Below are 24,875 nucleotides of genomic sequence, written 5' to 3'. Positions count from 1 at the left end.
GCTATTATACTACAGAAAACTTTTGCTTAACATAATCATTATGGAGTTGTTCTACAATACTTCCTGCGAGATTTTCAGGAACCACCAAGTTTAAAGCCATGCAACTTTGGCAACAGCAAAAAACTGGAGAAAGATAGTTGCGTAATTTCTCCGTAACTGTTGTTACGACTTTTGTTGAAGCCAATCCAGAACCGATCATAGTAATTAAGGCTAGGTCATAAAGCATATGAACTGAACCTATGCTAGATAGCTGACCATAAAGATCTCTAATAACATTGTCGGAAACATCATCATCATCTGTTGTAAAAGATACCGCACTATCTTGAGATGTTATCAATCCAGGAAAAACACGATAACTTTCTAATATAGATAACACCTTATCTAAGCTTGCAGCTCCCAAATTACCACAGTCTACCGACCACAAACGTTGATGCAGACGTAGAGATAAAGCTTTTACACGTGGTTCATAGCCTACAATTTTATCCATAGCATAGATCCACGTCCCCCCTTTAGAGACATCAAACGTAGAAGTTACAAAAATAGGAATTCCTGCGCGTACGCAAGGAGAAAGCATAGGAGGATGGAGAATCTTCGCGCCAAATGTTGCAAGATTTTGCATTTCCTCAAAGCTCAACTCGGGAATGAGTTGAGCATCTTTAATAATCCTAGGATCCATAGTGTAAATACCGTTAACATCGGTATAAATACGTACTTCCCTAGCATTGCTCATTTCTGCAATTAAAGCTCCGGAGAAATCACTTCCTCCTCGACCTAATAAAGTCGTCTTTCCAGAAGAATTAGCCCCTATAAATCCTTGTGTGATGTAGCAAACATCTCTTTGCAAATTAAGAGTCTGCCAGTTTGAGTGCATACGAAAAACATCAGGAGTTGCACGATCATATTCATCATCCGTTAGTATGACAGTTCTTGCTTCTAAAAACTCTAGAGAGAAGTTATTACTACGACAGAAGGCTTGAAATAAAGAAGCAGATATGTCCTCACCTAAAGCAAGAATCTCCGCACGATCGCTAGGAGAAATTTCTTCTTTATCTACACAATTGTACAATCTCTCCATCGAGGGAGATATAGAAAATATGAGTTGTAGATCACGGATAATTTCATTATGTTTCTTCGCAATATCGAAAATGATTTGTTCGCGAGATTCTCTAGAAACAGCACAAAATAGATCTAATAGATCTGTTATTCCCGCTACAGCACTGACAACAATAAAACGCGGTGTATTTTTGCAGACAATATCATATACCTTTTTGATACTTTCTGCAGTTCCTAAACTCGTCCCACCAAATTTGTACACTACTGGGAGCATGCATATTCTCCAGAATTCTGAAAACAGTAGTTGTGCATATTTTTCAACAAAGTGCCCGCAGCCCCTCGAACAAGATTATGTACCAATACATTCATCTTTATTGTTCGAGCATCTCCACCGTAAGTAATGGGACCGATATGCACACGCATATCCTCATCTGTCAGATCTTTTCTTGCTTGTGGGTGCCAAGGAGAATCATAAAGCTTATATGTTTCAGGAAATTCCGAGTTCCTACAATGATAACTATAGAGAATATCTTTAATATCGACAGCATCAAGAAAAGTCACGTGCAAAGTTAATGTATGTCCATAAACCACAGGAACACGATGCACGGTAACCGTTATAGGGAAATCCGCAGGTTCTTCACATTTTCCTAAAATCTTTAATGTTTCCCTAAGAATTTTTTCTTCTTCTCCTACTATATGAGGAACTGTATTTCCCAAAACATCCATAGAAGAAACACCAGGATACCCAGCTCCACTGGCAGACTGCAGAGTAACAATATTTACTCGATCTATACCGAATTCCCCTAAGGGGGCTAAAGCTAGGGCAATACCGGAAACACAACAATTAGAATTTGTAATTATTTTCCCAGAAAAGGGCTGCTTATCCACAAGTTGCAGATGATCCTGATTTACTTCTGGAATGATAATAGGAACTGCAGGGTGCATCCTATAGGCTGATGCATTAGAAAAAACTAGCTTCCCCTGAGACAAGCAATACGTCTCTAGGGACTCTGCAACGGGCTCCGGTAAAAAAGATGCTATAATATCAGACTCGATCTCCTCAATTTTACGAATAGGCACACGAACCATACTTTCAGGCATAGGGCCTAAAGCCTCTTGCCACATACATGCAGAACCGTAAGTCTGACTATATTTTGTTGCGGAAGCAACAACTTCACAAATCTGCCAAGGAAACCATTTATGCAAGAGCGCTATAAACTTTTGACCAACCAGCCCGGTAGCTCCCAAAACAGCCACACGCATGTGTTGCCTCCTGAAATCATACTATATCATCAGTGATAACGAATAAGAAAGCAGGTTAACAAAACAGCTACTTAAAATAGAGTGTTGATAATGCAAAACACGCTCTCCTTTTATTCAAAAATCAAAGAATCTTAGAGGCCGCATTGTAATAACCGTTTTGTTTTTTAAGCAAGAACTGTTCACTCACACAGAAACCTTTAGCCCGACTTCAGGACCGTAGTATCCGGGAGGTGGAGAGCTATCTATTAACCAGTCTAAAATCCTCAAAGTTCCTTCTGCAAAAACCTCTCGAGAAAAGACTGTGTGCTTTAAAACGATTTGCTCTTTATCACTGATAAAGGCTACTTCGTGTTCACCCGAAACATTCCCTACACGCGAGGCATGTAATTCGATGTTTTTCACATTATTACAGTTAGTCCCCACACTGTATTCCTGATTCCATTCCTTTTGCTTAGCATCACAAAGCACTGAGACCAATTCATTGGCTGTTCCAGAAATAGGATCTCTCTTGTGCCGATGATGTACTTCTGCGACACGGATATCGTACGTATCATCAAAAACTCTAGCAAGCAGAGCAGCTAAACGTTTTTGCACATAAGCTCCCAGACTTGTGTTCGGACAGACAACAACCGGGACGTGCACAGCCAGACGTTCTAATTTCTCATCTATGGAGCAAGATGCTATGGGCTTAGTCGTTGCGAAAATCAAAGGTTTGGGATTAGAGAGCAAAGCAGAAAGAAGTTCTTCGGAAAAAGAGGAAGAAGAAAAATCCACAAGAACATCATTATTTTCTATGACAGAGGCTAAAGAATGAGCACCTTTTCTAGAATATCCTGGTCCCAGAGTAAAGCGAGTCGTTGAGCTTAACAAAACACTAAGCAGTGTTCCCATTCTTCCCGAACATCCGACAATACCAACACGCATAAATCCTTCTTAAAATTAAAAAAACCTACTGTTTTCATCTCTGTGGGAAGATTAGCTTTCCCTCGACAAAAACCCTAAAGGACCTTAGAATTAAAATCTCTTTGATTCTTTTCAATCATGAATCATCCTTTCTTCGTCATCCGCAATAAACAACACAAAGAGAAAGCTTTTTAATTAAAGTAGATTCTAAACTATAAACTTTTGATCATTCATGGCTCATCAAATTGCCGCAACATTTTCTAATTCTGCAACACAGTTACAGGCACTCTTAAAGCCTCGATTTTCTCTATGGGAGGCTCATTGTCCTCAAGTTTTTTGTGAGTATTTAGATGCCCTACATCTAGAAGGATCTGGAGCTATCGACTTTGACCATATAAATAGCGTTATATCGTCACAATCCGGATTTACCCTATCGCCAACCCAAGGTTATCTCTCCCCCCATAATTATTTATTTGAATTAAGTCAGAAACGTTTTCCTATAGCAACAAACGTACGTTCATTGGAAGAGGATGGTTTCTCGACTCTTCCAGATCTTATTCACGATCTATTTTGTCATATTCCTTGGCTACTTCATCCTGAATTTGTGAATTTTTTTTCCACAATGGGTGAACTCTTTGTAAAATCTATAAAGCGTGCAAAAGAAATTTATCCCATAGAAGACCAGCCTAGAATACTTAATAGCAATGCTCTTGCAATTTCACGCTGTTTTTGGTTTACGGTAGAAAGTGGTCTCATTGAAGAACAAGGAAAAAGAAAAGCCTATGGGGCTGCTGTATTAAGTTCTACAGAACAACTATCCCACACATTTAACAACAATGTATTCGTTTCTCCGTTTAAAACAGAGCACATTATACAACGGCCCTGCAATCCGAACGCGATACAAACGACTCTCTTTATTATTCGCGATTTCAGCGAATTAAATGATATTTCGAAAAAAATGCATCTTTTCCTAGAGAAAGGACGTCTTGATTTCGTTGTTTTTGGTCCTCACGACGTATATTATCCTGATGTTATTCACTTCTTAAGAGAACATGAATTTTCGCAAAAATAGGGCTTTTTTTAACCTATCCCTTACCTTCTCATTAGTTCTGATCCTATCGAATCTTGTAGCTGCTTCTAGGCTCATTGTTACCCCCTATTTCACCATACCAGGGGGACTGATTTTGTATCCTTTAACATTTGTCATTTCCAATATTGTTAATGAGGTTTTTGGTCCAGAGAAAGCTCGCACTATGGTCTGCTCAGCATTTACCGGTAATATTTTCTCCTTGGCAATTCTTCAAATTATCTCCTTTCTTCCAGTATCCTCGATAGAAATTGCAACTGCCTGGCACACTCTGTTTGATATTAGCCCGATAGCATGTATTTCTTCTCTAGTGGCTTTTTCCATCTCCCAACAACTAGACATCACCTTTTTTGCTTTCCTTAAACAACACTTCCCCAAGTCCCCTGCTTGGGTACGCAATAATACCTCTACTATGCTTTCCCAAATGGTCGATACCCTAATCGTCGACCTCGGAGTTATTTATCTAGGCATGCATTTGTCCTTTACAAAAACCTTACAAATTATGACCTTCTCTTATCTTTATAAGCTTTTCTTCAGTCTAGTTTCTACGCCAATTTTTTATGCTGGAGCCAGAAGAGTTTATATCAATTGCAAAGACAATGTAAAAACACAATATGAAATATGATCATAAAAATGCGACTAGCATTAAAACTAAATGATTTATTTTATTAAAAGAGCTATAATTTTCGCGAAAAAAAATAAAAAAGCGGTTTTATGGCAAATTTTCTTCTTTCCCCGCCGACTGTACAACCGGGATCCATTTACTCCTTGTACAATTCTTCACCGCCCTTATCTGGAGAGCAGAATGCGAAATCTGTGAATCAAAAAACTCCTATAACCGGCCCTGGATCTTTCGATAATGCTTCATTTTTAAGCAAATTAGCTAGGGTTGTACTAGCAGCCGTTCTAATTATTATTACTCTAGGATTGATCCTATGTTTCATGTCTACGCAAAATATTTTAGACTTGGACATCCAAACAATCTGTGTAGATACTTCAGAGTATGACTATCTCCCCTACCTCCCCTACGGACTCGATCCAGAAGAATTAAAATCAGAGCCGGACATTGTATTTGCTTCTTGGGATAGTGGACAGATTCTCACTCATTTCCTTCGCTTATCTGAAACCCATCCCAATTTATTTGTCCCTTCCCTTACAACAATTCCCACATGTTTTTCTTTGGAACGGATGATTGCCTCAGACATCCATTGTTACGATAGAGATAATCAACAATTCCTAGATCAACCTGATTTAAATCACTGCTACCATCGTTATCCAGACTATTACCCCCATTTGGAGGGAAAAAATTGTCAAAATTTCCGAGTTTTTGCTTACCCCGTATGGCATCACCCTATGGCTACTACGGAAGACGATATGATGGCAAGAATGTTAGCAACAGCTCAGGCACAGTACGCAGGGATCTCTCATTGGACCTTAGTAATTGTGAACTTGGATCTAAGAGAAGTTGTTTACTTTGACAGTCTTGCGCATTTTATCCCAAATGAGAGTCTTGATCCGATGTTAAAATCCATAGCAATACGACTAGGAACTCAGTACCCAAATAATTCTGGAAATCCCTCCCCATTTGCTGTAAGAAAGATCTCAAAAACTGTGGTGCAAAAAGATGGCGCTTCTTGTGGCATTTGGGTTTCCTTATTCCTTGAAAAATATTTAGAAAACCCCCAATACATTATCCCAACTATGGGGTGTACTCAGACTCAGCGCTTTCTACAAAACTTCTTAGATACCATTCCCCAGCGCCCCTTAACCCAAATTTCTGAACGCACCCGCACCACACTAAATCTTGTATGCATAAACTCTCCAAGCTAATTCGTTCTCCGATAATCATACTCTTTTTGTTTTCCTTTACCTGTGCATCTGCCACAACAAAGGAAAACAATCCTTGCGTTGTACTTACGGGAGCCTCGGGATATTTAGGATCGTCTATTACAGGATATCTTCACGATAGAGATTACCACCTACTACTTATTGGAAGACAGAGTAACAAGCTCGATATTCTGCATGAGAAACACCCTAATTCCACCACACTAGCTTTAGACTATTCCCTGCCGGGATATATTTCTGATTATAAAAAAGCTCTCAAAGAACTTAATCGCCCTATTCAAGGGTTAATTATTTTAACTCCCCGACCCGTTTGGGGAAGCATTTTACAATCCCCAGAGTCTTGGGAAACTATACTACAAATAACATTCATAGCACAGACAGCTTTAATTCAAGCTACGCTCCCCTATATGAGTGTTCAGAGTACTATTGTCATTATAGGAGGAACCACATCGGTACAGTTCCTACCTGCCTACGGACCCTCCTGCATTATTCGTCGCATGTGGACAACGTATGCAAAAGTCCTTGCTTATGAATTAGGCCCTAAAGGGATTCGCGTAAATGTTGTCTCCCCAGGGATCATTCGTTCTCCTTTTCATGAGGAGAGAATTCGAGAAAAAGCCAGAGCAAACCACTCTAATTTCATGGATGAATACCATAAAGAAACTGAGTCCATACCCCTACGCAGGTATTGCGAACCTGAAGAGTTAGCAAAAACCATAGAATTCCTCCTAACACCCTCATCTTCGTTCGTCTCAGGAATCAATTTGCTTCTAGATGGAGGCTTTACCTCCTCTCCTTCTATGAACTAACTAAGTATTCCTAAGTAAAACCACAAACCACCTTTAAAGACATGGGAATGTCTCTCTCTTAAATTCTTTAAACTAACTTGTTCGGCTCACGTTTTTCGCATTAGACAAAACCTTTCACATCCCACTAATTTTAAATCCCTTGTTGCAGCTTCTGCGAATCTGTGTGTATTGACTTTCTGTAAATTCTGTGATAAGAATTTTCTCCTTTGCCTACATTTTCAATCTCTTTTTAGGAAAATACTACCTTATGAATACACGCCATGAGCAGTGGTCTTTAGAAACTATTAAAGAAGTATACAACACTCCCATTTTTGAATTAATCCATAGGGCTAACGCTATACTAAGAAGCAACTTTCCTCATTCAGAATTACAAACCTGTTATCTAGTTTCGATAAAAACAGGAGGTTGCACAGAAGACTGCGCTTACTGCGCACAATCTTCCCGTTATCAAACGAACGTTAAACCAGAACCAATGATGAAAATTACTGAAGTTCTGGAAAGAGCAAAGCACGCAATAGAATCTGGAGCCACTCGTGTGTGCCTGGGGGCTGCCTGGAGAGAAGTTAAGGATAATCATCAATTTGATCGAATCTTAGAAATGATAAAAGGCATTACAAATATGGGTGCGGAAGTTTGCTGTGCTCTAGGAATGCTTACTCCTAGTCAATCTGAAAAGCTCTATGATGCGGGTCTTTATGCTTATAATCACAATTTAGACTCTTCGGAAGGATTTTACAAAACCATCATCACTACACGCAAATATGAAGATCGTTTAAAGACTTTAGATGTGGTTGAGCAATCCGGGATAAGCGTATGTTGTGGTGGGATTATTGGCATGGGAGAAACTACTGAGGACCGTATAGGTCTGCTTCATACCCTAGCTTGTAGAGAGCGTGCGCCTGAATCTGTTCCCGTCAATGTTCTTTGGCCCATAGAGGGCACACCTCTACAAGATCAACAAACCCCATCTTTTTGGGAAATATTACGCACAATAGCTACAGCACGTATAGTATTTCCTCTTTCCATGGTACGCCTAGCAGCGGGAAGAGCTTTCCTTTCCGTAGAACAACAAACACTATGTTTTATTGCTGGGGCAAATTCTATTTTTTATGGAGAGAAACTTCTCACTGTAGATAACAATGACATGGATGAAGATACCGCCATGTTAAATTTACTGGGAATGCGTCATCGTCCAGCCTTCTCAAGGAAACAAGAACAGCCATGCCAATCTGCGACCTGTTAACAGAAAAGCTAGAGAAACAAAAATATAGAAAAATTTACCGCACTTTAAGAACAGTCTCTGCTTCTGTGGATTTCACGTCTAATGACTATCTAGGTTTTTCTAGATCTTTAGAATTGAAACTAGCGCTGTCTAACACATTTGATTACGCCCATTCCCTAGGTTCTACAGGATCGCGTCTTCTTACGGGACAATCTTCCCTAGCAGATCATGTTGAACTCTACATTGCAGCCTATCATAATATGGGCAGTGCCTTGATATTTAATTCTGGTTATACGGCCAATCTAGGGTTAATTTCAGCCCTTGCTTCTCCACACGACCGTGTGATTCACGATGTGTATGCTCATGCTTCTATTTATGATGGGATCCGCCTTTCTAGAGCTCAAGGAATTCCTTTTCGGCATAATGATATAGAGCACCTAGAGAAACGTTTATCACAACCTTACAATGGTCTAACCTTTGTCTACGTCGAATCTGTATACTCCCTGCATGGCTCTGTATCTCCTTTAAAAGACATATGCGACCTATGCAAAAGGTATTCTGCTTATCTTATTGTTGACGAAGCTCATTCTGTAGGTGTCTTTGGCAATCAGGGAGAGGGATTAGTATCTTCTTTAGGACTTCAAAAAGATGTTGCCGCTACCGTATACACTTTTGGAAAAGCTTTAGGTATTCATGGTGCAGCAGTTATGGGCAGTACTATTCTTAAAGATTATCTTATTAATTTCTCTCGTCCTTTTATCTATACTACCGCACTGCCTCCCCATGCTTTTAGCCTAATTCATCTTGCTTATCAACATAACAAGAAAGCAACCGCTCTTAGACAAAATCTCCAAGAGCTAATAGCTTATTTTCGAGAAAACGCGAAGAACATGCAATTGCCTATTCTTCAAGACAATATACACACCCCAATTCAACCCTTATGTATACCGGGAAGCGAGCAGGTGCGCTCAGCAGCAGATAAACTACAATGCTCTGGCTTTGATGTACGTGCCATTGTTAGCCCTACGGTAAAGCAAAAAAAAGAGTTATTACGTATCTGTCTTCATGCATTTAACACCAAAAAAGAAATCTCAGCATTTTTGAATAAGTTATGCGAAATCCAAGAAAGCCTATGCACATTATCATAGCAGGAATTGATACAGAAGTAGGAAAGACATTTGTTAGCGCAATCTTAGCCACTCTATTTCAAGCAGAATATTGGAAGCCTATACAATCAGGATCTCTAGATCGATCTGATAGTACTATAGTTCGCGAACTCTCAGGAGCCGTATGCCATCGTGAGACCTACCGACTTACTCATCCTCTAGCAGCCCACCAAGCTGCGCGAGTGGACAATATTCCGATTCACGCAGAGAACTTCTCTCTTCCTGTAACAGAAGCTCCTCTCATTATTGAAACTTCTGGTGGATTTCTCTCCCCCTGTTCTCAAGATTCCTTACAAGGAGATGTATTCTCTAAATGGCCGTGCCAGTGGGTGCTTGTCAGCAAAGCCTATTTAGGAAGTATCAATCATACATGTTTAACAGTAGAAGCAATGCGAACAAGAAACCTGAATATTTTAGGGATGGTTCTCAATCAGTATCCTAAAGAGGAAGAAGATTGGTTGCTTAATATGACAGGAATTCCCTACTTGGGACGTTTAAATTATGAAAACATCATTTCCAAAGAAACTGTAAAAAACTACGCCAATCTTTGGAAAGAAACCTGGGAAGATAGAGAAGCAAAGCTATGCTCATAGATATAAAAGATAATAAAAAAAGTTCCAAGATATGGCATCCTTTTTCTCAGCCAGGGTTAGGTTTCGATCCCATTCATATTACACGTGGAAAGGGCGCCTACCTCTATACAAAGTCGGGAACCCCCTATATTGATGCTATATCCTCTTGGTGGTGTAATCTTCACGGGCATTCTCATCCCCATATTGCAAAGAGAATCTCTGAACAAGCGTATCAACTTGAGCATGTAATTTTTTCCGATATTACTCATTCCCCAGCGGAAGAACTCTCTCAAAGGCTTATAAAGGTTCTCCCCGAAGGTTTAGAATGCTGTTTCTTTTCTGATAATGGGTCCTGCGCTATAGAAATTGCCATCAAAATTACCCTGCAATACTTCTATAATCAAGGAATACAGAAAACACGTTTTGTATCTTTAAAACATGGCTATCACGGAGATACTTTTGGAGCTATGTCTGTTGTAGGGCCAACAGATATTAACAAACCTTTCCAAGCTTTGTTCTTCTCCGCAGACATCATAGATCCTCCCTACTATGGAAAAGAAGATATTGCTATACAACAAGCAAAAGCCCTATTTTCCTCGGGAGAGATCGCCGGATTTATTTATGAGCCTGTCTTACAAGGTGTTGCCGGCATGCGCGTGCATAATCCTGAAGGATTAAATGCTATTTTAGAACTTGCCAAACACTATGGTGTCCTCTGCATAGCCGATGAGATCCTAACAGGATTCGGACGTACAGGGCCGCTGTTTGCTTCAGAATATATGCCAACCTCCCCCGACATTATTTGCCTATCCAAGGGATTAACAGGAGGCTTTCTCCCCCTTGCAGTTACTGTTGTGAGAGAAGAGATTTATCAAGCTTTCGTATCTAAAGATAGAAGACATGCTTTTCTACACGGACATACCTATACAGGAAACCCTCTAGGTTGTGCAGCAGCTTTAGCCTCGTTGGATCTTACGCTATCCTCTCAATGTCAACAACAACGAGAAATGATTGAGAATTGTCATAGACAATTTCAATCACAGTACGGTTCTCTATGGCAACGCTGTGAGGTTTTAGGAACAGTGCTATCTATAGACTATCCCTCATCTTCGCTTGGATACTTCTCTAATCTACGTGATACTCTCTATAACTTTTTTATAGACAACCGCATAATTTTAAGACCTCTAGGAAATACACTTTATGTTCTTCCCCCCTATTGTATTCGCGAGGAAGATCTTTCTAGAATTTATCATTATCTTCAGGAGTCTTTATGCTTACGACTACAATAAAAACCTTTGTATCCTGTGCATCGCGTTGGCAATCTATCCTTAAACATATCGTTTTGCGTGATGATCTACATAGTAAATGGATCAATACGCTATCGTTTTTAGAAAACTGCGGGGCAAAAAAAATTTCTGCGAGCGAGCATCCTACACAAGTAAAAAGAGAGGTATTAAAACATGCTGCTGAAGAATTTCGCCATGCGTTTTATCTAAAAACACAAATCTCAAGAATTTCAGACCAACCATTTCTTGATTATTCTTTAAACAGAATGCTTGGCTCTTATGGAATAAAGTATTATCTTCATCTTTTAGATTTGCGAACATGTAAAGTACTGCAAAACCAATACCATCTTTCTGGGCAAACATTAAAAACTACAGCCTATGTTCTTGTGACTTCTGCTATAGAAATGCGTGCTGCTGAACTCTACCCTATTTATCATAATATTTTAAAAAAATCGGGAAGTGCAATTACGATAAAATCAATAATCTTAGAAGAACAAGAGCACCTAGCAGAAATGGAATCGGAATTAGCCACAATACCTCATGCTAAAGAACTTTTATCTTATGCCTGTGAGTTCGAAAGTGCGTTGTGCCTAAATTTCCTAAGCCACTTAGAAAAAGTCATAGAAAAACCCTGCCCAGCCTAACAAGAGAGGGCAGTTTACATTTTCTTAGACGATAAATAAGGATTCAGGCAAGCTTCTTGGAAAACCAAAGTAAGTTAGCCGATATGCTTGCTTATAAGATTTCTCCTTCTTCGATCTCTGGAAGTGTTTGTGTCCCCCCATCGAAATCTCACACGCTACGAGCAATTTTTTTGGCATCAATAGCACAAGGCACTTCAACAATATACAATGCCCTTACTTCTCCTGATTCAGAAGCTATGATTCAAGCTTGTGAGCAGCTGGGAGCCAAAATTCAAAAAAAGTCCTCTTTCCTAGAAATTACGGGAACCCCTCATCTTTCGCTTCCCCCAAACACAATAATCAATGCGGGAAGTTCTGGTATTGTCTTTCGTTTCTTTACAGCACTTGCTGCCATATTCTCTGAAAAAGTAACAATCACTGGATCTTCCCAGCTACAACGGCGCCCCATAGCCCCTTTAATTCACGCTTTGGAAAATTTCGGAGCAACTTTTTCCTATGAGGGAGCACCTTATACTCTATCCTTCACTGTTTCTGGACCTATTTCTTCAGGATATACTGAAGTTTCAGGAGACGACTCCCAGTACGCCTCGGCTCTTGCTATGGCATGCTCCTTAGCTGAAGGACCTTTTTCTTTTACCATCGTCAATCCAAAAGAACGCCCATGGTTTGACCTGACATTGTGGTGGCTAGAACAACTCGCTATGCCCTATTCACAATCAGGAGACACTTACTCTTTTTTAGGAAAATCCCGACCCAGAACATTTTCCTATACCGTTGGAGGAGACTTTAGTAGCGCAGCATTTCTTGCTGCGGCTGCGCTACTTTCTAAATCACCCCATCCCACATACTTAAATGATCTAAATTCGAATGATGCCCAAGGGGATAAAGAATTATTCTATCTCCTGCAAAAACTTGGAGCGGATATTACGTTTGAAAATGATTCAGTTATTGTTTTCTCCTCAACATTCTCCGGAGGAAATATAGATATGGATCCGTTTATTGATGCCCTCCCCATCCTTGCTGTTCTCTGTTGCTTTGCCACCTCTCCCTCGCACTTGTATAATGCTCGGGGAGCTAAAGATAAAGAAAGCGATCGCATTATCGCTATTACCGAAGAGCTACAGAAAATGGGAGCATGTATTCAACCCTGTCATAATGGTTTGCTGATTAATCCAAGTCCTCTATATGGGGCTTCCATGCACTCTCATAACGACCATAGAATAGCTATGGCCCTATCTGTAGCTGCAATGAATGCCTCGGGAGATAGCATCATCCACGATACTGAGTGTGTGAAAAAAACCTTCCCGAACTTTATCCAGGCCCTAAATTCTTTGCACGCAAACGTCCAGGAGCATCATGAACATATTTCTATGCGGGCTGCCAACAGTAGGCAAGACCTTGTTCGGCAAGGCTTTTGCTAAATATCTATCAATTTCTTTCTTCGATATCGATGATTTAATTGTAAGTAACTATAGCAACAAGCTATATTCCTCAGCACGCGAAGTATTTCAAGCTGTTGGAGAAAAAGAGTTTGCATCCTTAGAAGTACAAGCTCTGCTCGCTTTACCCCCAAATCACAGTATTATAGCTTTGGGAGGGGGCACAATTATGCATCAAGAAGCTTTTGATATAATTAAAAACAAAGGAACGTTGGTCTACTTATCTCTTCCTATTACGGACATTTACAAGAGGCTCCTACAACGAGGTCTTCCCGCAAGATTTGAGAAAGCAGCAAGCGTGAAAGAAGTTTTACAACAACGTATAAATCGTATGCAGTGTATAGCCGATTATCATTTTCCCTTGAATCATGTGAATCTCTTAGACGAGCATTCATTATCATCCGCTTGTGAATCTCTTAATACTTTACTAAATTTATGAGAAATCGCTTCGGTTGTTTGTTTTCTCTAACCACGTGGGGAGAATCTCACGGGCCATCTATTGGGTTAGTTATCGACGGGTGTCCTGCAGGTTTGCCACTCTCTCTCGAAGACTTTGTTCCAGTTATGTTGCGAAGGTCCCCGGGAAGACTAGGAACTTCACAACGTAAAGAAGCTGATATTGTTCACATTCTTTCGGGAGTCTATCAAGGAAAGACAACAGGGACACCCATTGCTCTTCAAATTTTTAATACGGATATTGATAGCGAGACATACCGTAAGCAAGATGATCGTTACCGTCCTGGACATGGGCAATTTGCTTACGAGAAAAAATACGGCATTGTGGATCCCCTAGGCGGAGGAAGATCTTCCGCTAGAGAGACTGCATGTCGCGTAGCTGCCGGTGTTGTCGCTGCCAAGCTCCTTGCTCATTACGATATTTATTGTTTAGCCTTCTTATCTAAACTGGGAAAAGAATCCATCAAAGAGTATCCGCAATTCACTCACGAATTTGCACAAAGTGTTTACAGCTCTCCCTTCCTGTCTCCACTAGCCAGTGATACGATCACTAAACAACTCATGGATCTACAAAAAGAAAAAGACTCTTTAGGGGGTGTGGTATCTTTTATTACCTCCCCAATTCATGAAAGTCTTGGAGAACCAATATTTTATAAAGTTCAGGCAGTTCTAGCCTCAGCACTTATGAGCATTCCTGCAGCCAAAGGATTTGAAATAGGACTAGGATTTGCCTCTGCGGATAAATACGGATCGGAATACATTGATCCCTTTATCTTTGAGGAAGGGAAAATCTCCATGAGTTCGAATAACTGTGGCGGCTCTTTAGGAGGGATTACCATGGGAATGCCTCTCAATGGACGCGTGGCGTTTAAACCAACATCTTCCATAAAACAACCCCGTCTTACAGTAATGAAAACAGGAGAACCTACCGTATACTCCACTCCGAAAGAAGGTCGTCATGATCCTTGCGTTGCTATAAGAGCTGTGGGAGTTGTAGAAGCCATGGTGAATCTTGTTTTAGCCGATTTATTACTACAACAACGGTGCTCTAGGCTATGATAGAACATTTTATCTCCGATCCACACAACGTTAAATTCGTAGAGAGTATCTTTAATAAAAAGTTATTTTCTTCAATATCTACAGATTACCCTCTGGTTATTATTAGCGACAGCCACGTAGCAGAAAAAATCCTTCCTCCAGTTTTAGGTTTTATAGATTCTCTAGGTTATAGGGTAATCCTACTGACATTCCCTCCTGGAGAAAAAAATAAAACATGGGAAATTTTCATTTCTTTACAAAATCAGCTTGTAGATCACGGAGTCTCTTTAGGAGCTACAATCATGGGTATTGGTGGAGGTATAGTTCTGGACATGGCGGGATTCTTGGCTTCTACGTATTGTCGAGGAATTCAGTTATTTTTAATCCCCACAACAATGACAGCAATGATTGATGCGAGTATAGGAGGGAAAAACGGCATTAATCTACGTGGATTAAAAAACCGTTTAGGAACCTTCTATCCTCCAAAAGATGTGTGGGTATGTCCCGAGTTCTTGACAACGTTATCAAAACAAGAATGGTGTTATGGAATTTCTGAATCTATAAAACATGGATGTGTTGCCGATGCTTATATCTGGGAATTTCTTCACAGTTATGGAGACACGCTCTTTTCTTCACGGACAATCCTTAATGAGTTTATCAAAAGAAACTGCCAGATCAAAGCAGTCATTGCTGCCAAAGATCCTAAAGATAAAAACCTGAGAAAAATATTAAATTTTGGCCACACAATTGCCCATGCCTTAGAAACTTTATCCGAAGGACATATCCCACATGGATTAGCTGTTAGTGTAGGCATGATGATAGAAATCAAAATCTCTCTAGAATCAGGAATTATGAAAAATCCTTCTCTTGTCGAGCAGTTATACAATCTATCCAATAACTTCAACCTACCGACCACTCTTGAAGAGCTACGAGATCTTATTCCTCAACATTTTCTCCACAGATTTTATCACCCAGAGAATATTATCACCACTCTTGGTTATGACAAAAAAAATCTGTCGAACAAAGCTTTAAGGATGGTCATGATAGAGCATTTAGGAAGAGTCGCTCCATGTAGCGGTTCCTACTGCGCCACCCCTAAAATGGGAATTCTGTATGAAGTTCTAAAAAGTGAATGCGATGCTGTGCGCAACAATTAGTGGTCCTACTTTTGCTGAAGCAAAACAACAACTATTGCAATCGTTACCCTTAGTAGATAGTATAGAGCTGCGTGTCGACTGTCTTTTATCCCTGTCTTCTAATCAACTCAAACATTTGATTTCTTTAGCGAAGAAGCCTATTCTTACGTTAAAAAAACACGCTAGCCTTTCTGAAATAGCGTGGATAGAACGTACTATGGAACTTGCAAAACTGCAACCTGAGTACCTTGATATCGATAAAGACTTTCCTAAAGAAGCCTTAACCAGTATTCAAAAGCAATACCCTAATATAAAAATCATTCTTTCCTATCATAGTGAAACTTCTGAATATGCTCCGAATCTCCATGAGGAAATGCTAAAGCGACAAGCGCATCATTACAAAATTGCCATTACATCAACAAGATCCATAGACACTCTCCGCTGCATACAGATAAAAAAAAATCTTCCCGAAAACACTACTTTACTCTGCATGGGCAACGCAGGAATAGCCTCAAGAATTCTCTCGCCATTAATGAAAAATGCCATTAATTATGCTGCGGGAATAAATGCACCTAATGTCGCTCCGGGCCAACTCTCGATAGCAGATCTTTTAGCCTATAATTATACTAATCTCTCCGCAGAATCGAGTATCTATGGCCTTATTGGTAATCCTGTAAATCGTAGTATCAGTCATCTTTCCCATAACAAATTATTTTCAGAACTACAGATTCACGCAAGCTACATAAAAATCCTTCTAGATTCTCATGAACTTAAGGATTTTTTCTCTTTAACTCGCGATCTTCCATTTCAAGGGCTTAGCGTAACTATGCCCTTTAAAACAAAGGTTCTTGATTACATTGATATTCTTGATCACTCTGCGCAACATTGCCAATCTTGCAATACCCTAGTATTCAATAACCATAAGATCACCGGATACAATACAGATGGCTTAGGATTATTCAACCTGTTAAAACGCAAGCACATCTCCTTACAAAATCAACATATAGCTATTGTGGGATCTGGAGGAGCAGCAAAAGCAATAGCAACAACATTAGCCCGTGAGGAAACACGGATTAGCATTTTTAACCGCACACAAGCCCATGCCGAAAAACTTGCTAGATTATGTAATGGCCAAGCTTTTCCCCTGAGTTCACTATCAGAAAATCACAACATAGATATGTTAGTATTATGTCTTCCTCCACATGTAGAAATTCCGGAAATCTTTCCTCCTGTAATTATCGATATTAATGCGCTACCCAAAGAATCTCTCTATATCCAAAAAGCTAAAAATCACGGGAGTCGTGTCCTCTACGGATACGAAATGTTTGCAGAGCAAGCATTATTACAATTTTCTTTGTGGTTTCCTAAACAACTCTCTGAATACGATTGTGAGAGATTCCGCAGTAATGTAGAAAGTATTGTTAATGCTGTATAAAAAATTTCTTGTTTTTTTATGCTCGTTGAAAATTTTTATACGAAAGTACATGCAAAAGTATTGGCTATTTTTCTTCCTTCTCTTTCCTCTAACTAGCAATTGCACCGAAACTGTGCGATACGTAGAGATAAAATCGATTCATGAGATTGCAGGAGATATTCTCTATGATAGCAGTGACTTTTGGTTAATACTTGATCTTGACGACACCTTATTAGAAGGTGCTCAAGCTCTAACACACTCGTTATGGTTACAAAAAACCATAGAAGGATTTCAAGAACTAGGACTTGCTGAAAGAGAAGCTTGGGAAAGTATCTACCCCTATTGGGAAGGATTTCAAGAAAAAGGATCTGTAAAGCTTATAGAAAACGCCATGCAACTCCTCATCACAAGAGTACAAGAGAAAAAGAAAACACTATTTGCATATACGGAACGTAAACATTCATCAAAGAACGTTACATTGCAGCAGCTAAAAAGCTTAGGTCTATCTTTAGATAGCACAGCACCTGTTGTAACTACCCCCCTTCCCAAAAGCCTTCTCTTTGCCTCGGGAGTAGTATTTGGGGAAGAGCTCCACAAGGGACCGGGTCTCCAGCTTTTCCTAGATGCAATACAAGCTCATCCTGAAAAGATCATTTACATTGACAATCTCAAAGAAAACGTCTTGCGTATTGGAGAGTTATGTAAATTAAAAAAAATTTCTTATCTTGGTATCACTTACACCGCACAAAAATTCTTACCTCCGGTATACACCCCCGAAATCTCTAAGGTTCAATACACATACTCCCAAAAGCTTCTTAGTAACGAAGCTGCTGCTTTGCTCCTAAGACACCAAATGATAGAATAGTGGCCCGATCTTAATTCTCCTTTCACCACCAAAAATGATGGCATAAAAAAACTTCTTTTTTTTAGAGTCACGACAAAGAACAGGCTTTCTTTTGGTAGTCCATGGCATTTTCCCGCTTTTATCTATTAACGGCCCTATATACTGGCGGAATCTTGGCCTCCTCTGCTTATGGAATTCCTTCTAATTATCCCGAGCATCATCATAGACTCATTGAAAGATTAAAAAAAAATAGCACGCAGGATTCTGATTCTTCCCCATCAGAATCCTCTCCCCACCCACGCCAAGAACCTCGTCGTCATGTACTTACCCCGGTACACAACGTCCTAAAAGATCGCCCTTGCGACGAGGGGTTGTCGATCTCAAAATTGTTGCACTCGATAGAAAAAGAGACCAACTCTCAAATATCTGTGGATTTTACTATTCTCCCTCAATGGTTTTATCCTAAAAAAGCTGCCCTAGCAACTGTTGATGAAAAGCAGCCTACTTGGCAATTTTACATAAGTCCCAATGTCTCCTGGCAACTATACAATAGTCCTACAGCAGGAGTGGGAAGTATTGACTTCTCCTATACACTAATACGTTATTGGAGAAACAGCGCACAAAATGCCAATAATGCTGCAGGAATTGCCGGTGGAATCAATGATTATAGTTCTCGAACTAATACACTATCTCAGCTCACGTTTTCTCAAACATTCCCCGGGGATATACTTACCGTTGCGATGGGTCAATACAGCTTATATTCTATAGATGGAACTTTATACGATAACGACCAACAATCAGGATTCATAAGCTACGCCCTATCACAAAATGCCAGTGCTACATATTCGTTAGGAAGTGTTGGTGCCTACGTACAATTCACACCCACACCTTCTATAAATATTCAAGCAGGTTTCCAAGATGCCTATAATATTGTAGGTACGTCTTTTGATGTTTATAACCTCACAAAAAATAAATACAATTTCTATGGTTATTTCTCTTGGGCACCGCAATGTAAGCTTGGCAATGGGCAATATTCAGCATTAATCTATTCTACAAGAAAAGTTCCTCAACAGCCTACGCAGACTACAGGATGGTCGTTAAATTTTGGTCAGCATCTTGGGGAAAAACTTTATGTATTCGGCAGATGGAATGGAGCTACAGGAACAGCGATAAATCTCAATCGTTCTTATGTTCTTGGATTGGCGTCTGCAAACCCCATTAATCGCAACTCTCAAGATCTCTTGGGAGCCGCTTGTTCGATAAGCAAGGTCAATCCTAAAGTTGTCACAGAAAAAAGAATCCGTAAATACGAAACTGTAATAGAAACATTTGCTACTATTGGATTTGGCCCCCACATATCCCTAACTCCAGATCTACAAATTTACATTCATCCTGCGCTAAGACCCGATAAACGTTCTGCTAAAGTTTATGGTGTCCGAGCCAATTTTTCTGCCTAATACCCTAAACTTCATATCCTCAGGAGTTCACACATGACTTACGGAACCCGATACCCAACACTAGCCTTTCATACAGGAGGAATAGGAGAATCCGATGACGGGATGCCTCCGCAGCCTTTTGAAACTTTCTGCTACGATTCTGCTTTATTACAAGCAAAAATCGAAAATTTCAATATCGTTCCCTATACATCTGTCTTACCTAAAGAGCTATTTGGAAATATCGTTCCTGTGGATCAGTGTGTTAAATCCTTCAAACATGGTGCTGTTTTGGAGGTAATCATGGCTGGCCGCGGAGCTGCTACAGTAGATGGCACCCATGCAATTGCTACCGGTGTAGGTATTTGCTGGGGACAAGATAAAAATGGAGAGCTTATCGGTGGATGGGCTGCAGAATATGTAGAGTTTTTCCCAACATGGATTAACGATGAAATTGCAGAATCCCATGCTAAAATGTGGTTAAAAAAATCTCTTCAGCATGAACTTGATCTTCGATCCATTGTCAAGCATAGCGAATTTCAATACTTCCATAATTACATCAATATTAAGAAAAAATATGGTTTCTCGCTAACTGCATTAGGGTTTCTCAACTTTGAAAATGCTGATCCGGTAACAATTAAGTAAGGAGAATTCATGATTTCTAATGGGAGTAAAACCAGGAAAAATCTTGGAGCCATAGCTCTAGCGGGTATGGTAATTAGCTCCATGATTGGGGGAGGGATTTTCAGTCTCCCCCAAAATATGGCAGCATCTGCAGGAGCAGGAGCTATTATCTTAGCATGGATCCTGACAGGCATAGGCATGTTTTTCATTGCCAATACTTTTAAAATTCTTTCATTAGTACGTCCTGACTTAACAACAGGGATCTACATGTACAGCCGAGAGGGATTCGGACCTTATGTAGGTTTTACTATTGGTTGGGGATATTGGTTATGCCAAATCTTTGGTAATGTCGGTTATGCCGTAATGACCATGGATGCATTAAACTATTTCTTCCCCCCCTATTTTAAAGGAGGGAATACCATACCTGCGATTATTGGAGGCTCTATCCTTATATGGGTTTTCAATTTCATAGTTCTTAAAGGAATCCGTCAGGCTTCTTTCATCAACGTCATCGGAACGATATGTAAGCTGATACCTCTTCTTATATTCATCATTATTACAGCATTCTTTTTCAAACTGGCGATTTTCAAAACGGATTTTTGGGGACATACAGCTACAAAAACACAACCGTTATTAGGGTCAGTAACGAGCCAATTAAAAAGCACGATGTTAGTCACTCTATGGGCCTTCATTGGAATCGAAGGTGCCGTGGTTATGTCGGCACGGGCAAAAAGTCCTAATGCTGTGGGAAAAGCAACCATCTTAGGTTTTTCAGGCTGCTTAATTGTTTACGTTCTTTTATCTCTCCTACCTTTTGGATCTCTATTCCAACATCAACTTGCAGGTATTGCTAACCCCTCCACCGCAGGAGTACTAGACATTCTTGTAGGAAGGTGGGGAGAAATTTTAATGAACATTGGTCTACTTATTGCCATACTGTCTAGTTGGTTATCTTGGACCGTCATTGTTGCTGAGATTCCCTATTCCGCAGCAAAAAATGGTACGTTTCCAGAAATTTTCACCATAGAAAATGCTGCGCATTCTCCTAAAGTCTCGTTATACATTACGAGCGCTCTCATGCAAGTTGCTATGCTTCTTGTGTACTTTTCAACAAATGCATGGAGTACGATGTTAAGCATCACCGGGGTGATGGTTTTACCAGCCTATCTTGCCAGTGCAGCGTTTCTTGTTAAGTTCAGCAAAGACAAAAAATATCCAAATAAAGGCCCCATCAAATCCTTTACTGCAAAATATACAGGAATTCTTGCTGTTATTTATTCTATCTGGCTGATCTATGCTGGAGGCATAAAATACTTATTTATGGCTATCGTTCTCTTGGCCTTGGGTATTCCCTTCTATATAGAAGCCGGTAAGAAAGGCAAGAATGCCAAAACTTTTTTTGCAAAAAAAGAAGTTACAAAAATTACAATAATTGCTTTTTTAGCCTTATTAGCGATTTTCTTATTTTCAACGGAAAGAATCCGTTTATAGCCCCCTAATCACCCTTGGAGAGAGACCTCTAGGTCTCTCTCTTTTTTCTTTAATTTTCATTTCATTTCTCTCATATTCCCCTCTGTTATTTAATGCGTTATTTGCTTATTCTCAGGAGAGATAAGGGAAAAAACTCTCAGATCCTAGATTTTAAGGTAAACTTATGCGTGTAGCAGTTTTAGGAGCAGGATATGCCGGGCTTTCGGTAACTTGGCATTTGTTACTACACTCTCAGGGAACAACAACTATAGATCTTTTTGACCCTGTTCCATTAGGCCAGGGCGCATCAGGTTTGTCTTCGGGTCTTCTCCACGGCTTTACCGGGAGAAAAGCAAGCAAACCACCGCTTGCTGACTTGGGGATTATCTCTACTCACGGCTTAATCACAGAAGCTAGTAAAGCATTAAATATCCCCATTGTTCTTTCTCGAGGAATTCTCCGGCCTGCGGTAGATAATGAGCAAGCTGAGATCTTTAGGAAGCGTGTGGAAGAATTTCCTAGTGAATTGGAGTGGTGGGAGAAAGCTCGTTGCGAAACAACTATTCCTGGCATTGTTTCCAACCTTGGAGCCTTGTTCATAAAAAACGGCGTAACCATCAATAATAATGCCTATATCAACGGCCTCTGGGATGCCTGTGCTAATCTCGGCACACAGTTTTACGATGAGCTTATAGAAAATATTGAGGATATTGCAGAGTTCTATGATCATATTATTGTAACTCCAGGGGCTAATGCCCATCTCCTTCCCGAATTACAAAAACTTCCCCTCTCTACTGTAAAAGGTCAGCTTGTAGAAATTTCCTGGCCTCAGGATCTCGCCATGCCTCAATTTAGTATCAATGCGCATAAGTACATGGTAGCAAACACAGAAAATCGTACTTGTATTTTAGGATCGACTTTTGAACATAATCAACCGGAGGCCGTTACTAATGAAGATGTTGCCTACAACGAGATCATGCCTCCTATTCTCTCGTTATTCCCTGCGCTTAAAGATGCAACTATTCTAAATTATTACGCGGGGATGCGTTCATCAAGCTCCACGCGTCTGCCCGTGATTAGCAGAATAAAAGAAAACCTCTGGTTCCTAGGAGGCCTAGGATCCAAAGGTCTACTTTATCACGGTCTTACCGGAGATATGCTCTCTAAAGCTGTTTTAAAACAATCTACGGCTTACATAGCTAAAGAGTTCCTATTTACTCTTTAATTAGATTTTCTTTTGAGGTTTGCTTTGCTAAGTAAAAATCAAAAGAGAAGTTAAAGAAAAAAGACAAGGCAGGTGTAAGAATGAGAGCTATTGGCATCACTAATACCAAAGCTTCTATTAAAAACGCTCCTGTATTCATGTCTGATAAACTAACGAGATGTGACATTAAATAAAATGAATCCAATGCTAGCCAACTACACAAAGCTAAAGGTGTGGCTGCAATGATAAATCCGATAGACTGACTCAGGACATTTCCCCGAAAACAACGAAGTAATTGCATATAGTCGATATTTTCATGATTGCTGAGAGCTGGTATGCAGAAAAATAGAGATACAAAAGCCCCTAGAAATAACACTATTAAAACCGTTGCCGAAAGATAGGGAACAAAAATTAATAATGTATGAAAGAACTTACCCACCCAAGGTAAGGAACTTAAAAACATCGATAATAAAATTACTGTGCTAACAACAACCATTGCAATAAAAAACGGCATGGAAACTAATAAGGATAGCCATAAGGACTTCCAATTCTTATGAAATACTGTGGCCATTTTATCTATACTCCCAGCAGCTTCTTTTTTTAAAAGTGCTTGGACAATCACAGCAGAAGCACAAATAATACTGAAAGAAGAGAAAAAAGCCCCCAAACCTAATGTTGATAGCGAAAAATTAAGAACAAATTGATCGCATAATTTTAAAAATATGGCAAAAACAAAACCAAAACAGCACAAACTAGAAAAAATAAAAAGAAACCGCTGTTTATTAAAAATCTTTTTAAAAGCATTTTGACTTAATACATCAAAAGATTGAGTCATAAATTACCCCACTAACTGGCGCTATAACAAAGAGACATTGGCTTTTTCCTGAGAAATTTCATCTAAGGATATTTGAATCTTATTTTTTATAAAGACATCCCAAGACAATCCAGGAATAATTTCGTAATCCCCAGATGGCAACATACGACATGGGAAACCAAAAATTAGATCTTCAGGAATACCATAGGGATTGTAGTCGGAACATACTCCAGTAGAGAACCACTCACCCTCTTTAGGGACAAAAATAGAACGTGCGGCCTCTGCTAAAGCACGAGCAGCAGATCCTGCCGAAGATTTTCCACGAGCTTCAATAACAGCACTTCCTCGATTTTGAATAGAAGGTAGCATAATGTTTTCCAACCAGTCTCGATCACTAATAACTTCCACGGCAGGTTTTCCAGAAATTAATGACTGAGTAAAATCAGGAACTTGCTTTGCAGAATGATTGCCCCAAATAACCACATTGGTAACTTCGTCCAAAGGCACTTGCGCTCGGTGTGCTAACATTGCCTGCATGCGGTTCTGATCTAAACGCAGCATGGAGTGAAAGTTTCTTCTATTTAATTTCGGAGCCCGACTCATTGCTATCCAACAGTTGGTATTTACAGGATTACCAACAACAAAAATTTTAGCATCACGCTTTGCAGAAGTATTTAAAACAGATCCCTGAAGAGAAAAAATCTCACCATTACGCTTTAAAAGATCAGAGCGTTCCATTCCAGGACCTCGAGGAGCCGCCCCTATAAGAAAGGCAGCATCAATACCATCAAAAGCATCTTCTAAGGAGGTGGTAACACGCAGGGATTGTAAAAGAGGATAAGCGCAATCATCAAGCTCCATACGAATCCCGGAAAGCACCCTTTCTAGGCCCGGGAGATCGTACACACGTAAATCTATTCCACAATCACTACCAAAAACATCCCCATGAGCTAGAGCGAACAAAAAACTGTAGGCAATTTGCCCTGTTCCCCCCGTCACAGCAACGCTAACCGTACGTGCTAGTTTCATAATCACGCCTCTCTCAAAAAATCAGTATAATTTTTAAATAAAAACAAAATCAAGCGCGTCTAATTTTCGATAACTAAAGAAAGAAAACTCCTCAGGCACAGCCATGTTAAGAGGCGAAATAGAC

The 24,875-nt window shown here is 39.9% G+C and carries 24 protein-coding genes; 19 read left to right on the top strand and 5 right to left on the bottom strand.

Going from position 1 to position 24,875, the window contains the following annotated elements; translation table 11 throughout:
• Nucleotides 1-4: 4 nt before the first annotated feature.
• The 3 genes from CF_RS01535 to CF_RS01525 form a co-directional block, all read right to left on the bottom strand.
• Nucleotides 5-1,327 carry an aspartate kinase gene (locus CF_RS01535; protein ID WP_011457858.1) on the bottom strand — a complete coding sequence of 441 codons (1,323 nt, stop codon included), beginning with the start codon at nucleotides 1,325-1,327 and terminating at the stop codon, nucleotides 5-7.
• The gene (asd, locus tag CF_RS01530) at nucleotides 1,315-2,316 is read right to left on the bottom strand and encodes an aspartate-semialdehyde dehydrogenase (protein WP_011457857.1); all 1,002 of its coding nucleotides are present in this window, start codon (nucleotides 2,314-2,316) and stop codon (nucleotides 1,315-1,317) included. Before asd ends, CF_RS01535 begins: the two co-directional genes overlap by 13 nt.
• A 183-nt stretch (nucleotides 2,317-2,499) precedes the next feature.
• The gene (locus CF_RS01525; RefSeq protein ID WP_011457856.1) at nucleotides 2,500-3,240 is read right to left on the bottom strand and encodes a 4-hydroxy-tetrahydrodipicolinate reductase; all 741 of its coding nucleotides are present in this window, start codon (nucleotides 3,238-3,240) and stop codon (nucleotides 2,500-2,502) included.
• A gap of 211 nt (nucleotides 3,241-3,451) precedes the next feature.
• Between CF_RS01525 and CF_RS01520 the strand changes: the two genes are divergently transcribed.
• From CF_RS01520 to CF_RS01430, 19 genes are all read left to right on the top strand, one after another.
• On the top strand, nucleotides 3,452-4,291 hold the full coding sequence (locus CF_RS01520) for a phenylalanine 4-monooxygenase (RefSeq protein ID WP_011457855.1): 840 nt from the start codon (nucleotides 3,452-3,454) through the stop codon (nucleotides 4,289-4,291).
• On the top strand, nucleotides 4,272-4,931 hold the full coding sequence (locus CF_RS01515; protein ID WP_011457854.1) for a queuosine precursor transporter: 660 nt from the start codon (nucleotides 4,272-4,274) through the stop codon (nucleotides 4,929-4,931). Before CF_RS01520 ends, CF_RS01515 begins: the two co-directional genes overlap by 20 nt.
• An 89-nt stretch (nucleotides 4,932-5,020) precedes the next feature.
• Nucleotides 5,021-6,136 carry a Ulp1 family isopeptidase gene (locus CF_RS01510; RefSeq protein ID WP_011457853.1) on the top strand — a complete coding sequence of 372 codons (1,116 nt, stop codon included), beginning with the start codon at nucleotides 5,021-5,023 and terminating at the stop codon, nucleotides 6,134-6,136.
• On the top strand, nucleotides 6,115-6,960 hold the full coding sequence (locus CF_RS01505) for an SDR family NAD(P)-dependent oxidoreductase (RefSeq protein WP_011457852.1): 846 nt from the start codon (nucleotides 6,115-6,117) through the stop codon (nucleotides 6,958-6,960). Before CF_RS01510 ends, CF_RS01505 begins: the two co-directional genes overlap by 22 nt.
• 247 nt (nucleotides 6,961-7,207) lie before the next feature.
• Nucleotides 7,208-8,203 (top strand): biotin synthase BioB, encoded by a 996-nt coding sequence (gene bioB, locus CF_RS01500; protein WP_011457851.1) that lies wholly within the window; start codon nucleotides 7,208-7,210, stop codon nucleotides 8,201-8,203.
• Nucleotides 8,182-9,330, top strand: a complete 1,149-nt coding sequence (locus CF_RS01495; RefSeq protein ID WP_011457850.1) for an aminotransferase class I/II-fold pyridoxal phosphate-dependent enzyme — start codon at nucleotides 8,182-8,184, stop codon at nucleotides 9,328-9,330. The genes bioB and CF_RS01495 overlap by 22 nt, the downstream gene beginning before the upstream one ends.
• Entirely contained in the window at nucleotides 9,315-9,941 is a 627-nt protein-coding gene (gene bioD, locus CF_RS01490; RefSeq protein ID WP_011457849.1) for a dethiobiotin synthase, read from the top strand. Before CF_RS01495 ends, bioD begins: the two co-directional genes overlap by 16 nt.
• Nucleotides 9,932-11,209, top strand: coding sequence for an adenosylmethionine--8-amino-7-oxononanoate transaminase (gene bioA, locus CF_RS01485; protein ID WP_011457848.1), 1,278 nt, complete (start codon nucleotides 9,932-9,934; stop codon nucleotides 11,207-11,209). The genes bioD and bioA overlap by 10 nt, the downstream gene beginning before the upstream one ends.
• Nucleotides 11,191-11,850, top strand: a complete 660-nt coding sequence (locus CF_RS01480) for a hypothetical protein (RefSeq protein WP_011457847.1) — start codon at nucleotides 11,191-11,193, stop codon at nucleotides 11,848-11,850. The genes bioA and CF_RS01480 overlap by 19 nt, the downstream gene beginning before the upstream one ends.
• An 83-nt stretch (nucleotides 11,851-11,933) precedes the next feature.
• On the top strand, nucleotides 11,934-13,271 hold the full coding sequence (gene aroA / locus CF_RS01475; protein WP_011457846.1) for a 3-phosphoshikimate 1-carboxyvinyltransferase: 1,338 nt from the start codon (nucleotides 11,934-11,936) through the stop codon (nucleotides 13,269-13,271).
• On the top strand, nucleotides 13,207-13,728 hold the full coding sequence (locus tag CF_RS01470) for a shikimate kinase (RefSeq protein ID WP_011457845.1): 522 nt from the start codon (nucleotides 13,207-13,209) through the stop codon (nucleotides 13,726-13,728). Before aroA ends, CF_RS01470 begins: the two co-directional genes overlap by 65 nt.
• On the top strand, nucleotides 13,725-14,804 hold the full coding sequence (gene aroC / locus CF_RS01465) for a chorismate synthase (RefSeq protein ID WP_011457844.1): 1,080 nt from the start codon (nucleotides 13,725-13,727) through the stop codon (nucleotides 14,802-14,804). The genes CF_RS01470 and aroC overlap by 4 nt, the downstream gene beginning before the upstream one ends.
• Nucleotides 14,801-15,940 carry a 3-dehydroquinate synthase gene (gene aroB, locus CF_RS01460; RefSeq protein WP_011457843.1) on the top strand — a complete coding sequence of 380 codons (1,140 nt, stop codon included), beginning with the start codon at nucleotides 14,801-14,803 and terminating at the stop codon, nucleotides 15,938-15,940. The genes aroC and aroB overlap by 4 nt, the downstream gene beginning before the upstream one ends.
• Nucleotides 15,921-17,354 carry a bifunctional 3-dehydroquinate dehydratase/shikimate dehydrogenase gene (locus tag CF_RS01455; RefSeq protein ID WP_011457842.1) on the top strand — a complete coding sequence of 478 codons (1,434 nt, stop codon included), beginning with the start codon at nucleotides 15,921-15,923 and terminating at the stop codon, nucleotides 17,352-17,354. Before aroB ends, CF_RS01455 begins: the two co-directional genes overlap by 20 nt.
• A 49-nt stretch (nucleotides 17,355-17,403) precedes the next feature.
• Entirely contained in the window at nucleotides 17,404-18,198 is a 795-nt protein-coding gene (locus CF_RS01450; protein WP_041468065.1) for a DUF2608 domain-containing protein, read from the top strand.
• Between the two features lie 101 nt (nucleotides 18,199-18,299).
• Entirely contained in the window at nucleotides 18,300-19,634 is a 1,335-nt protein-coding gene (locus tag CF_RS01445; RefSeq protein WP_011457840.1) for a carbohydrate porin, read from the top strand.
• Between the two features lie 33 nt (nucleotides 19,635-19,667).
• Complete coding sequence (locus CF_RS01440; protein ID WP_011457839.1) at nucleotides 19,668-20,255, top strand: pyruvoyl-dependent arginine decarboxylase; 588 nt, start codon at nucleotides 19,668-19,670, stop codon at nucleotides 20,253-20,255.
• A gap of 9 nt (nucleotides 20,256-20,264) precedes the next feature.
• Complete coding sequence (locus CF_RS01435; protein ID WP_011457838.1) at nucleotides 20,265-21,725, top strand: amino acid permease; 1,461 nt, start codon at nucleotides 20,265-20,267, stop codon at nucleotides 21,723-21,725.
• Nucleotides 21,726-21,888: 163 nt separating this feature from the next.
• A complete protein-coding gene (locus CF_RS01430; protein WP_011457837.1) occupies nucleotides 21,889-22,929 on the top strand; it encodes an FAD-dependent oxidoreductase in 1,041 nt (346 codons plus the stop codon).
• Here CF_RS01430 and CF_RS01425 read toward each other — a convergent pair.
• Nucleotides 22,919-23,743, bottom strand: a complete 825-nt coding sequence (locus CF_RS01425) for a hypothetical protein (RefSeq protein WP_011457836.1) — start codon at nucleotides 23,741-23,743, stop codon at nucleotides 22,919-22,921. The genes CF_RS01430 and CF_RS01425 overlap by 11 nt on opposite strands.
• 21 nt (nucleotides 23,744-23,764) lie before the next feature.
• Nucleotides 23,765-24,751: a malate dehydrogenase gene (locus CF_RS01420; protein WP_011457835.1), complete on the bottom strand. Its 987-nt coding sequence runs from the start codon at nucleotides 24,749-24,751 to the stop codon at nucleotides 23,765-23,767.
• Nucleotides 24,752-24,875: the final 124 nt, after the last annotated feature.

Origin of the sequence: Chlamydia felis Fe/C-56 (assembly GCF_000009945.1) — a bacterium.
GTDB classification, from domain to species: domain Bacteria; phylum Chlamydiota; class Chlamydiia; order Chlamydiales; family Chlamydiaceae; genus Chlamydia; species Chlamydia felis.
This window is presented reverse-complemented; position numbering and strand designations above follow the sequence as displayed.